Source organism: Hyphomicrobiales bacterium (assembly GCA_016710435.1).
In the GTDB taxonomy this organism is placed as follows: domain Bacteria; phylum Pseudomonadota; class Alphaproteobacteria; order Rhizobiales; family Aestuariivirgaceae; genus Aestuariivirga.
The window spans coordinates 1,306,436-1,318,874 of sequence record JADJVV010000001.1; the positions used below are offsets into that span (position 1 = coordinate 1,306,436).

A 12,439-nucleotide genomic window follows, 5' to 3' on the forward strand; every position below is an offset into this window, starting at 1 on the left:
AGACATGACCCTGCGCATCTACAACACGCTGACAAGGACCAAGGAAGACTTCCTTCCCTTGGACGCCGGAAACGTGCGCATGTACGTCTGCGGCCCCACCGTCTATGACTTTGCCCACATCGGCAACGCCCGACCCGCGATCGTCTTCGATGTTCTCTTTCGCCTGCTCCGCCATCTCTACGGGCCGGAGCATGTGACCTATGTGCGCAACATCACTGACGTGGACGACAAGATCAATGCGCGCGCCTTGCGCGACTATCCGGGCGTTCCCCTCAATGACGCCATTCGCCGCGTCACCGAAACGACCTATGAGCAATACCAGAAGGACGTGACGGCGCTGGGCTGCCTGCCGCCGACGCAGCAGCCGCGCGCCACCGAGCACATCCAGGGCATGATAGACATGATCCGTGCACTGATCGGCCGCGGACATGCCTATGAGGCGGCGGGCGAAGTGTTGTTCGATGTGGGCTCAATGCCGGACTATGGTCGCCTATCCCAGCGCAAGCTGGAAGACCAGCAGGCCGGTGCCCGCATCGCAGTCGAAGCCCACAAGAAGAACCCTGCCGATTTCGTGTTGTGGAAACAGTCGTCACCGGAAGAACCCGGTTGGGACTCTCCCTGGGGCCGTGGCCGTCCGGGATGGCACATCGAATGCTCGGTGATGAGCAAGGCCCACCTGGGCGAGGTCTTCGACATCCATGGCGGCGGACTTGATCTCATCTTCCCGCACCACGAGAACGAAATAGCCCAGTCGCGCTGCGCCCATGGCACGAAGGTCATGGCCAACTACTGGATGCACAATGGCTTCCTCCAGGTTGAAGGACAGAAGATGTCCAAGAGCCTGGGAAATTTCACGACCATCGCCGATGTGTTGCGTGATTGGCCAGGCGAAGTGGCGCGCTACAACATGTTGCGCACCCATTACCGGCAGCCCATCGACTGGACAGTGGCAAGTCTGGAAGACAGCCAGCGCACCTTGCGTGCATGGAAAGAAGGGGTGTCTGGAAGTGTGCCGGCTGCTCCTGATACCGACGTCATCGAGGCCCTGCAGGATGATCTCAACACCCATGGCGCTTTCACCCGCCTCCATGCGCTGGCGAAGGCAGCGAAGTGGGCCGAACTGAACGGGTCACTTGCGCTTCTGGGTCTGGATCTGCTCTCGGCGGACCTGGGACGCGAGGCAAGCGTTGACGTTGACGAAACCTTGGTGGCGTCGTGGCTTTCAGCACGCCTTGAAGCGCGAAAGGCCAAGAACTGGGCCGAAAGCGACCGCATCCGCGACGAACTTCTCGCCATGGGCATCCAGATCAAGGATGTGAAGGACCCGGCCACAGGCGAACTGAAAACTGATTGGGAGGTGCGGCGATGACCGAACCCGGCAAGAAATCCTGGCACGACAGCCTGCCATTCCCGGCACACTGGCTCGGCTACATCATCCTCAAGGTGATCGTGCTTGCCCTCGTCATCTACGTGGCCCTGAAATACAAGGGACTCGTGTGATGGCGCGCGAGCGGCTCTATCTCTTCGACACCACGCTGCGCGATGGCCAGCAGACGCCGGGCGTTGATTTCTCGCTCGATGACAAGCTACTGGTCATGCAGATGCTCGACAAGCTGGGTGTCGACTACATCGAAGGCGGCTATGCCGGTGGCAATCCCACCGACAATGCGCTCTTTGCCGAGACTCGTCCCAGCAAGGCGACGTTCACGGCCTTCGGCATGACCAAGCGGGCTGGCCGCTCCGCCTCCAATGACGCGGGCCTTCAGGCCGTTATCCAGGCCAAGGCAAAGGCCGCCTGCTTCGTCGCGAAATCCTGGGACTATCATGTGCGCGTGGCGCTCGGCTGCAGCAATGAAGAGAATCTCGAATCGATCCGCGATAGCGTGAAAGCGGCGCGCGATGCCGGCAAGGAAGTGCTGGTGGATTGCGAGCACTTCTTCGATGGCTACAAAGCCAACCCCGACTACGCCCTCTCATGTGCGAAGACAGCGTTTGATGCCGGGGCCCGCTGGGTCGTGTTGTGCGATACCAACGGCGGCACATTGCCGTCGGAAGTTTCCGACATCGTGCGCAACGTGTGCACGTCCGTGCCGGGAAGCCATCTTGGCATCCATGCGCACAATGACACCGAACAGGCCGTGGCAAATTCCCTCGCCGCCGTTGACGCAGGCGCGCGACAGATCCAGGGCACGTTGAACGGCATCGGCGAACGCTGCGGCAATGCCAATCTTGTCTCCCTCATCGGAACGTTGGGGACGAAGCCGCATTACAACGCGCGTTTCGAGACGGGCGTTGACAAGGAACGCTTGAAGGAACTGACCACCGTGGCGCGGAGCTTCGACGAGTTGCTCAATCGCTCGCCCCATGCCCAGGCGCCATACGTGGGCAAGAGTGCCTTCGCCACCAAGGCAGGCATCCACGCCTCGGCTCTGGCGAAGGAGCCAGAAACCTACGAGCATGTTCCCCCGGAGACGGTAGGCAACCGCCGCCGCATTCTCGTCTCCGACCAGGCGGGAAAATCAAATCTGCTCGCCGAACTCGGCCGCATCGGCATCGACGTTGCGAAAGATGATGTTCGTCTTGACGCCTTGCTCCGCGACGTGAAGGAGCGCGAAGCCCAGGGATACGCCTATGATGGCGCGGATGCCTCCTTCGAACTCCTCGCCCGCCGGGCCCTGGGTACTGTCCCGCACTATTTCGATGTGCTGTCCTTCCGCACATCCGTGGAGCGCTTCAACGGCGAAATGCACACCGAGGCCGTGGTCAAGGTGAAGGTCGGGTCGAAGATTTATCTTAACGCAGGCGAGGGCAATGGCCCCGTGAATGCCCTCGACGTGGCGTTGCGCAAAGACCTGGGCAAATTCCAGAAATTCATTGCCGACATGGAACTGGTGGATTTCAAGGTGCGTATCCTCAATGGTGGCACAGGTGCCACGACCCGCGTCCTTATCGAAAGCCGCGACGGCAAGGGGAATCGCTGGTTCACAGTGGGGGTGTCGGCGAATATCGTAGAGGCCTCGTTCCAGGCCTTGCTTGATGCCATCATCTACAAGCTGCAGCGGGATGGCGTGACGCCCTAGGCAAGTGGCATGATCGAGGGCTGCGCAAAAACGCCGCGCTGCCATGCACGCCACCGCAATTGAACGGCACCTGCTTGGCAGCTACAGCCGCCCCATGCACGGCATGAGTGAAACCCAGAAGGGCGTCTTGTTCTGCGTCATCGCGCACCTCTTCTGGGGTGGCATGGCGCCCTATTTCGGTTTCATGCGCCACGTCCATGTAATGGAGATCGCGGTCAACCGCGGCGTCTGGTCCGTCCCCATTGCTGCACTGATCGTTGGCTACTTCGGACAGTTTCCGGCCGTGTGGAAGATTTTCCGCAACCCCCGGCATCTCGCCATCCTCGCACTCACCAGTTCCATCATCGTCTTCAATTGGGGCTTCTACGTCTGGTCGATCGAAGTGGGCCGCACACTCGAATCCAGCCTCGGCTATTTCATCAACCCGCTGTTCAACGTGATTGCGGGCTACATCTTCCTGCACGAACGCTTCAACCGCGCGCAAATCGTGGCCATCGCCCTTGCAGCGGCAGGCGTCATCATCCAGACCGTGGCAACTGGCGTCTTCCCATGGCTCGGCCTGATGCTGGGCGGCAGCTTCTGCATCTACGGCCTGTTGCGCAAACTCATTCCCGTGGGCGCCACGCAGGGGTTCCTCGTCGAGGCCATGCTGATCGCACCGCCCTTGCTGGTGGTGGAATACTGGCTGATGAAGAATGGCGAAGCGCGTTTTGGCGTGACGCTGAAGGACACACTCATGCTCATCGGGTGCGGCGGATTGACGGCGGGCGCGCTGCTGTTCTTTGCCGAAGCCGTGAAGCGCATCCGTTATTCGACGGCGGGCATCCTGCAGTATATTTCGCCGTCGCTCGTGTTCCTCACGGCCGTCTTCATGTTCCATGAGCCGATGGACAGGTGGAAGCTCCTCTCCTTTGCCTGCATCTGGACGGCGCTGGCGATCTATTCTGTGTCAGCCTTCCGCAGCGATGCGACAAAGCCCGCCTAGAGCTTGTCCTTGAGGATGGCGACAGGCGGCTTGTCCTTCGTGAGGGAGAGCCTGTGCTGGTAGGCCGGTACCACGTCTGCGGCCGTTGTCACGATATCCAGTTTCACTTCAAAGCCAGGGCGGATGAAGCCGTCGCGGCTCATGTTGCCGAAAAGCGTGATGAGTGGCTTCCAGTAATCAAGCACGTTCAACAACAGCACAGGCCGCGCATGCTGTTGCAATTGCGCCCACGTCAGGATCTCGGCCAGTTCTTCCAGCGTCCCGATGCCGCCGGGCAGGGCGACAAAACCGGTGGACCGCTCGAACATGCCCATCTTGCGCTCATGCATTGTGCGCGTGACGATCAGTTCGTTCACTCCATCCAGCATCCGTTCCTTCGAGACCAGAAAATCCGGGATGATGCCTGTGACATGCCCGCCCGCCGCCAGGACTGCGCGCGCCACTTCGCCCATCAGGCCGACACTGCCGCCGCCATAGACGAGACCGATCCCGGCCTCGGCCATGGTCCTGCCGAGGTCGCGGGCGACGGCCGCAAATTCCGGCTTGTTGCCAGTCGACGACCCGCAATAGATGCAGAGGCGGTGTTTCGGGGCTGTCATCGTGGGGCTTCTCTGATTCTTTGCAATCGCCAAGGGTACGGCTTAATAATGCCACGGGGGACTACGATCTAGCACGAAACCGCAGGAATGGCGCCAGCGCCGGACCTCTAGCCAGGACTGTCAGCAATGAAGAAGAACACGCCCCTGTTGATCTTTACGGGTCTGGCCGTTGCCGCGGCGGGCACGCTGGGTGCCGTGCTGACCGGCAATATTCCAGGCGCCATTGCTCCCCGGCCCGTCGCCGAGGCGCCAGCCACGCCCCCGGCTGCAAATGCTCCCGCCGAGACGCCCGCTCAGCCGCCAGTGGCCGCTGCTCCCGCTGCTCCCGAACCGGCCGCCCCCGCGCAGGCCGAGACACAAGCCGCTGCTCCGGCAGACGCCAGTGCACCGGCGGCAAATTCAGCGCAGGTGGCAAGCGCTCCCGCCCAGGATCAACCTGCTCCCGCTCCCGTCCCCGCCCAGCCTGAAGCTCCGCTGACCCCCGTCGACCCTGACATTCCCTCCTTCGACACCGTCAATGTCTTGCCCACGGGCGAAGCCGTGGTAGCGGGCCACGCCAGGCCCGGCAGCGACGTTGCCCTCAAGTTTGCAGGCGTGGAGGTCGGACGCGCCACGGCAGGCACTGATGGCAGCTTTGCCATTGTCCCTGAGAAACCCCTTCCGGTGGGTGCTGGCGAATTGACGCTGGAAACCACCGTCGCCGGCAAGGTGCTGACGGCGAAAGACCAGATCGCAGTTGTCGTCAATCGCGACCAGAAGCCCGCCGTCGTGGCGAGGATCGAGCCCGAGGCCCCGACGCAACTGGTGCAGACGCCCGGCACGGTTGCCGGAGCGCCGGCGAAGGAAGTGCAATTGTCCGCTGTCGATTATGACGCCGAAGGCAATATTGTCTTCCAGGGACGCGTGCCGCCGGGCGGAAAGGTGCGTTTCTATATCGACAATCAATTGGCCGGCGACGTGGACGCCGATCCAAACGGCAACTGGCTGTTCAAGGGTTCCGCGCCGATCGCACCCGGCACCCATACCTTGCGCGCCGATGAAATAGATAGCACCGGCAATGTCATCAGCCGCGCCGAACTCCCCTTCCTGCGGGAGGAGGCAGAAAAGGTCATCGCTGCCGCAGGCGCTGCGGATTCGAACGAACAGCCGGCGGCTCCTGCCGTCGCGCCGGAACAGCCCGATCAGGTGCAGGCAAAGTCGCCGGAGGCGGAAACGCAGGTCGCATCTGCGGGGTCTGAACCTGCCGCCGTTCCAATGGTAGCCGCCTTGCCTGGCGGACCGCCCCGCATCGTGATTCAGCCCGGCAACAATCTCTGGCGCATTTCCCGACAGGTTTATGGCAAGGGCCGCCTCTTCACCGTGATCTGGGAAGCCAACCGCGACCAGATCAAGAACCCGAACCGCATCTATCCGGGTCAGATCCTGTCCGCCCCGAAGAGCTGATACATTCCGACAGCCACATGAGAAAATTGTCTGCGACGCCCGGCTCCGGGCAGGCCCCTGACGTCAGTCAGTGGCAAACCTTGAAGCGTCTCCTGCCTTACCTCTGGCCCGCCTCACGGCCGGACTTGAAGGCGCGTGTTGTCGTAGCCTTGGTACTTCTTGTCGCGTCGAAACTGGTGACGGTGGTGACACCCTACGCCTTCAAGGCGGCCACCGACGCCCTGTCGGCACGAACCAGCCGCGACGTAGCGATTCTCTCTGTCCCGGTCTTCATGGTGCTTGCCTATGGTGCGGGCCGCATCCTCATGGTCGTCTTTGCCCAACTGCGCGACGCTGTTTTTTCCAAGGTCGGGCAGCGTGCCGTCCGCGAGTTGTCTTACGCGACTTTCCGCCACCTCCATCAATTGTCGCTGGCCTTCCATCTCGGGCGGCGCACCGGTGCCCTGTCGCGCATCATCTCGCGCGGCATCAACGGCGTGGATTCCGTCCTGCGCTTCGCCCTGTTCAACACCTTCCCGACGGCCCTGGAAATCGCGCTGGTCTGTGGGGTGATCGGCTATTCCTTCGGTCATCTCTATGTCTGGGTCGTGGCTGCCACCGTCATCGCCTATGTCGCCTTCAGCTACTGGGCGACCGAGCGCCGCATCGGCATTCGCCGCGCGATGAACGACGCCGACAATGATGCGGGGACCAAGGCGATCGACAGCCTCCTCAATTTCGAAACCGTCAAGTACTTCGGAAACGAGAAGCACGAGGCCGACCGCTACGACTCGGCCATGGCAAAATATGAATCCGCCGCCATCAAGACTTGGGTGTCGCTGGCCGTCCTCAATGCGGGGCAGGCTGTCATCTATTCGATCGGGGTGACGCTCGTGATGGTGATGGCGGCCCGCGAGATCCTTGGCAGCACGCTGACCATCGGCGACTTCGTCATGATCAACGCGCTGATGATCCAGCTCTACATGCCACTCAATTTCATCGGGTCGTCCTATCGCGAAATCAAGCAGGGCCTGATTGACGTCGAAGGCATGTTCTCGATCCTGCGCGAAAACACCGCCATTGCCGACCGCCCCGACGCCCGCCCCTTTGTGGTGGGCAGGGGGGAAATTGTTTTTGATAATGTATCCTTTGCCTATGACGCCGAGCGCCCGATCCTGCGGGGAATTTCATTCGTTGTTCCCGCCGGCAAGACGGTGGCGATTGTCGGACCGTCAGGAGCGGGCAAATCCACGATCTCGCGTCTCATTTTCCGCTTCTATGAAGTGACCGCCGGTGCGGTGAGCATTGATGGGCAGGATATCCGCTCCGTCACGCAGGCGAGCCTCCGCCAGGCGCTGGGCATGGTTCCTCAGGACACGGTGCTGTTCAACGATACCATCCGCTATAACATTGCCTATGGCCGCCCCGGCGCCAGCAATGCGGAAATCGAGGAGGCGGCGCGCATGGCGCAGATCCACGATTTCGTGATGACGCTTCCGCTGGGTTATGAAACCGTTGTCGGCGAACGCGGCCTGAAACTGTCGGGCGGAGAGAAGCAGCGCGTCTCCATCGCCCGCACCATTCTGAAAGGTCCACCCATCCTTGTCCTCGACGAGGCGACATCGGCGCTGGACACCTTCACAGAACAGGAAATCCAGGTGGCCCTGAAGCATGTGTCGCGCAACCGCACCACTGTGGTGATTGCCCACCGCCTCTCCACCATTGTCGATGCCGACGAGATCATCGTGCTCGACAAGGGGCAGATCGCGGAACGCGGAAGTCATGCGGTGTTGCTGGCGAAAAAGGGCCTTTATGCCGCCCTGTGGAACCGCCAGCGCGAAGCTGACGAGGCACGACGCAAACTCGCGGAAAACCTCGACGCGCGCGGGCCAACGGCCGAGCAAATGGCGCTGGTACGGTAAACAACTCCGGAATCAATCCTTTCGAAACCACGGGTGCGAGTCCGTCATTAACGCTGACCCGTGGAATGCCGCCGAAACTCCCGAAAACTTGAATCAAATGCCGTGCAATTCACCTTTGTTTACCGGCTGGGGGAGCATGGTTGGCCCATCAGCACGGTGCAACGTGCAGCACAATCAAGTGGGACGGTGCCAAGCCTTCGGCAAAAGACGGCAGGCACCAACAGAGAATTGGGGATAGTCAAATGCGAGTTTCTACTCTTGAGTCGATTGCCGGGCGTACGGTGGACGAAACGCTCGGCGTGGTACGCGGCACGATCGTGTGGTCGCGTGGCCTGAAGAAGTTCAGCCGTGGCGGCATACGCGCGGTGGAATACATGAGCACCGCCGATGTGGCTGAAGGCCTCAACAAGGCCCGCGAGGACGCCGAGGCGGCCCTCATTCGCCAGGCGGAAGCCATGGGCGCGGATTCGATCATTGGCGTGCGGTTCGAGATTGTCGAAATGGGCTCCGGTCTTTTCTCGGCGAGCGCCATGGGTACGGCCGTCAGATCGTCCGCCATCGCCGCTCCTGTGCCAGTGCAGACCGCACCAGTGACCATGCCGATGATGGCCGCCGCCAATGACGGTGGCGCCGTGATCCTGCCGTTCCGCATGCGCGCTGCAGGCTGAACGCCCGGTTTTTCGAGGGGCAATATCGAGACTGCCGCGGGGCCGGGGGGCCTTGCGGCAGTTTCTTTTGTTTTGGCCGCAACTGATGTATGTGGCCCCCGTCATGAACATCGTCACCAGCATCACGTCCTCCATCGCACCCGTCCACCGCGAAGGTTATCCCTTTGTCCTTGCGGGCGTGGTCGTCACAGCACTCCTGTTCTTCTTCGGGTTGCAGACCCTGGGCTGGGTGGGTGTGATCCTGACCTTGTGGTGCGCCTATTTCTTCCGTGACCCCGAGCGCGTGACGCCGATCCGCAAGGGTCTGGTGATTTCGCCCGCCGATGGCCGCGTCAGTTCCATCGCCACGGTCATTCCGCCGCCAGAGCTTGACCTGCCGCGTGAACCGCATGTGCGCATCTCCGTCTTCATGAATGTCTTCGATGTGCACGTGAACCGGGCGCCGCTGGATGCCCGCATCACCCGTCTGGCCTATGTGCCGGGCGCCTTCCTTAATGCGGAACTGGACAAGGCCAGCGAAGACAATGAGCGTCAGGCGCTCACTTTGGAGCTGGACGGCGGAACGCGTGTGGGCGTGGTGCAGATCGCCGGACTCGTCGCCCGGCGCATCGTGAAATTCGTGGACGAGAACCAGCGCCTGCAGGCCGGTCAGCGCTTCGGCCTGATCCGTTTCGGCAGCCGCGTGGATGTCTTCCTGCCGCAGGGTGTGAAACCCATGATCTGCCTCGGACAGCGGGCCATTGCGGGTGAAACGGTTCTGGCCGATCTCGAGAGCACGGAAGCCCAGCGCCAGGGGCGCAGCAGCTGATGCAGCAGGAGACGGACCAGCCTCACGTGCCCGCCAAGGCCTTCCGGCCAGTGCCCGTGCGCTATCTCCTGCCCAATCTCATCACACTTCTGGCCCTGTGCAGTGGCGTCACCGCCATCCGCCTCGCCATGGAAGGACGCTACCAGGTGGCCGTGGCTGCCGTGATACTTGCCATCTTCCTTGATGCCGTGGACGGGCGTCTGGCGCGGTATCTGAAGGGCACGTCCCGCTTCGGTGCGGAACTGGATTCTCTGGCCGACTTCGTGAACTTCGGCGTCGCCCCGGCAATCCTGATTTACGTCTGGTCGCTCAACGCCATGAAGCCGTTGGGTTGGGTCATCTCGCTGATGCTGGCCATGGCCTGTGCCCTTCGGCTTGCCCGCTTCAACGTCGCCCTCGAGGATCCCAACAAGCCGGCTTACGCCCAGCGCTTCTTCACCGGCATTCCGGCACCAGCGGGTGCGGGTCTTGCCATGGCTCCGATGTATCTCGGCTTTCTCGACGTGGTGGCTGATGGCCATGTCTATGCGCGGTTCATTGCCCCCTACATCGTGGCAATCGCCGTGCTGATGGTGAGCCGTGTGCCGACCTTCTCCGGCAAGACGGTTACACAGGTGCCGCGCGAGCTGGTGCTGCCCATCCTTTCCACCGGCGCGCTGATCATCGTCTGCCTGATCACCTTCCCGTGGGAAACCTTGCTGCTGGCCGCCGTGCTCTATGCGGTGATGATCCCGGTCAGCGTGGCGAGCTATCTGCGTCACAAGCGGCGGGCCGCCGCCGAGGCCTCTCCCGCGCCATAGGCAAGCCCTACGGCTTTACCCACTTTCCCGCCTTTCCTGCCTTGAAGAAGGCGTCGATGATTTTCATGCTCTGGATGGCGTCCTCGATGCCCCAGACCAGCTTTTCCTTTTTGCGGATGGCACGGCCGAAAGCTTCCGCCTCCAGCATGTACTGGTCCGACACGGGAAAGCTGTGCCATTCCCCCACATTCATCTCCATGCCCTGCACAAAGATCCGGTTGGGCTTGTCGGGTGGGGCGTTGAAGGGAATCTCGATCTCGATCCGTCCCTTGGTGCCCATGATCTGTACCCGCTGGAAAGGGGCAAGCTGGGTGGAGACCGTGAAAGTGAGGTGCCGGCCCTTGCCGAAATCCGCCATGCCGCCCAACAGGCGGTCGGTCTTGAACCTGGGATCAAAGTCGATGGTGGCCGCAACCTTGACTGGCTCCGCTCCGAAGATGTAGCGCGCGACGGTGATGGGGTAGCAGCCGATGTCCAAGAGCCCGCCGCCGCCGATTCCGGCCTGGTTGCGCACATTCTGCGGATCGCGGTTGAAGTAGCTGAACATCACCTGGATGGCGCGGACCTCGCCGATCTCACCCGCCTTCACGCGCTTGCGGGCATCGATCCACTGCAGCGCATGGCGCACCATGAAGGCCTCGGCCACCAGCGTCTTCTTCGGAACTGCTCGGAGCTTCGCCGCCTCCCGCGCCGTGATGGCAATGGGCTTTTCGCACAGCACGTGCTTGCCCGCCTTCACGGCTGCAAGCGTGAGGGGCACATGCAGATGATTGGGGAGCGGATTGTAGACCGCCTCGATTTCAGGGTCGGCCAGCATTTCTTCGTAGGAGCCGTAGGCCTTGGGAATGCCAAGCTGCCCGGCCCAGGACTTGGCCGACTTCAGATTGCGTGAAGAAATCGCCGCGACCTCAAGCTCGCTGCTCTTCAGCATGCCCGGTATGACCTTGGCCACGCCGATGTTGGCCGTGGAAATGATGCCCCATTTCACCTTTTGCATGCGTGCTCGTCCCTTGTTGCCCGCACCCTTATGGCCGAACCGCGCAAAAAGGTTAAGCGTCGCTTCTTACGTTCGGGGTGGCGCAACGCACCTTGACGCTCGGCCCCCGCCCGCGCTTAGCTTGTCCGATCAGGGTGCCGCTGTTCCGGCGCCCCAAGAAGCAATGAAGATACAGGGAGTTACAAATCATGACATTCAAGACAACCGTGCTGGCCGCCGCCGGGTTCATCGCCATTGCCGCTTCTTCGGCCCAGGCGGGCGATGCTGAAAGCTGCAAGGCCGTCCGTTTCGCCGACGTGGGCTGGACCGACATCCAGGTCATCACCGGCATCGCCTCGACGCTGTTCGACGCGCTCGGCTACCAGTCCGAAGTGAAGACCCTCTCGGTCCCGGTCACCTACGCCTCCATGAAGAACAAAGACATCGACGTGTTCCTCGGCAACTGGATGCCCTCCATGACTGCCGATGTGAAACCCTACTTCGACGACAAGTCGGTGGAACAACTCCAGCCTGCCAACCTGGAAGGCGCGGGCTATGGCATCGTCGTTCCGCAATACGTGGCTGATGCCGGCATCAAGTCGATCGCCGATCTCGCTGCCAACAAGGACAAGTTCTCCGGCAAGTTCTACGGCATTGAATCCGGCAACGACGGCAACCGCATCATCTCCACCATCATCGGCGACGCCAAGAACAACCTCGCCGGCTGGGAACTGGTGGAAAGCTCGGAAGCCGGAATGCTGACGGAAGCCGAGAAGGCCATGAAGAACAACGAATGGATCCTCTTCCTCGGCTGGACGCCGCATCCGGTGATGGGTGAAATGAAGATCGCCTATCTTGACGGCGTCGCCGACTATGGCTTCGGCCCCGCCACGGTCTATACCAACGTGCGCGCAGGATATGTGGGCGAATGCCCCAACGCCGGCAAGCTCGTGTCCAACCTCCGCTTCAACCTGAAGATGGAAGGCGAGATGATGGCGCCCGTGCTCAAGGACGGCAAGGACCCCAAGGAAGTCGCCCTCGAATGGATCAAGGCCAATCCCGATTCCATCAACTCCTGGCTTGATGGCGTGACCACCTTTGACGGTGGCGATGCCAAGGCTGCGGCGCAGGCCGTCCTGAAGTAATCGTACGCACAAGGCGCGCGGGAGACATGTCTCC

At 61.7% G+C, this 12,439-nt stretch carries 11 protein-coding genes; 9 read left to right on the top strand and 2 right to left on the bottom strand.

Annotated elements, in window-relative coordinates:
- Positions 1 to 4: 4 nt before the first annotated feature.
- The 3 genes from IPM06_06425 to rarD all read left to right on the top strand — a co-directional run bounded on the left by IPM06_06425 (position 5) and on the right by rarD (position 4,065).
- Positions 5 to 1,369 (top strand): cysteine--tRNA ligase, encoded by a 1,365-nt coding sequence (locus IPM06_06425; GenBank protein ID MBK8770050.1) that lies wholly within the window; start codon positions 5 to 7, stop codon positions 1,367 to 1,369.
- Positions 1,370 to 1,499: 130 nt separating this feature from the next.
- Entirely contained in the window at positions 1,500 to 3,080 is a 1,581-nt protein-coding gene (locus IPM06_06430) for a citramalate synthase (protein MBK8770051.1), read from the top strand.
- Between the two features lie 43 nt (positions 3,081 to 3,123).
- Positions 3,124 to 4,065, top strand: a complete 942-nt coding sequence (gene rarD / locus IPM06_06435) for an EamA family transporter RarD (protein ID MBK8770052.1) — start codon at positions 3,124 to 3,126, stop codon at positions 4,063 to 4,065.
- Here rarD and IPM06_06440 read toward each other — a convergent pair.
- A complete protein-coding gene (locus tag IPM06_06440) occupies positions 4,062 to 4,664 on the bottom strand; it encodes a TIGR00730 family Rossman fold protein (GenBank protein MBK8770053.1) in 603 nt (200 codons plus the stop codon). The genes rarD and IPM06_06440 overlap by 4 nt on opposite strands.
- A gap of 126 nt (positions 4,665 to 4,790) precedes the next feature.
- Between IPM06_06440 and IPM06_06445 the strand changes: the two genes are divergently transcribed.
- From IPM06_06445 to IPM06_06465, 5 genes are all read left to right on the top strand, one after another.
- Positions 4,791 to 6,107 (top strand): LysM peptidoglycan-binding domain-containing protein, encoded by a 1,317-nt coding sequence (locus IPM06_06445; protein ID MBK8770054.1) that lies wholly within the window; start codon positions 4,791 to 4,793, stop codon positions 6,105 to 6,107.
- Positions 6,108 to 6,124: 17 nt separating this feature from the next.
- Positions 6,125 to 8,008, top strand: a complete 1,884-nt coding sequence (locus tag IPM06_06450) for an ABC transporter ATP-binding protein/permease (protein MBK8770055.1) — start codon at positions 6,125 to 6,127, stop codon at positions 8,006 to 8,008.
- Between the two features lie 242 nt (positions 8,009 to 8,250).
- The gene (locus IPM06_06455) at positions 8,251 to 8,676 is read left to right on the top strand and encodes a heavy metal-binding domain-containing protein (GenBank protein MBK8770056.1); all 426 of its coding nucleotides are present in this window, start codon (positions 8,251 to 8,253) and stop codon (positions 8,674 to 8,676) included.
- Between the two features lie 103 nt (positions 8,677 to 8,779).
- Positions 8,780 to 9,484 (top strand): phosphatidylserine decarboxylase, encoded by a 705-nt coding sequence (locus tag IPM06_06460; protein ID MBK8770057.1) that lies wholly within the window; start codon positions 8,780 to 8,782, stop codon positions 9,482 to 9,484.
- Positions 9,484 to 10,284, top strand: coding sequence for a phosphatidylcholine/phosphatidylserine synthase (locus IPM06_06465; protein ID MBK8770058.1), 801 nt, complete (start codon positions 9,484 to 9,486; stop codon positions 10,282 to 10,284). The genes IPM06_06460 and IPM06_06465 overlap by 1 nt, the downstream gene beginning before the upstream one ends.
- Before the next feature lie 7 nt (positions 10,285 to 10,291).
- Here the strand turns inward: IPM06_06465 and IPM06_06470 are convergent, their stop codons facing one another.
- A complete protein-coding gene (locus IPM06_06470; GenBank protein MBK8770059.1) occupies positions 10,292 to 11,281 on the bottom strand; it encodes a Gfo/Idh/MocA family oxidoreductase in 990 nt (329 codons plus the stop codon).
- A 188-nt stretch (positions 11,282 to 11,469) separates the two neighbouring features.
- Here IPM06_06470 and choX point away from each other — a divergent pair, with 188 nt between their 5' ends.
- Entirely contained in the window at positions 11,470 to 12,405 is a 936-nt protein-coding gene (choX, locus tag IPM06_06475; GenBank protein ID MBK8770060.1) for a choline ABC transporter substrate-binding protein, read from the top strand.
- Positions 12,406 to 12,439 lie beyond the last annotated feature (34 nt).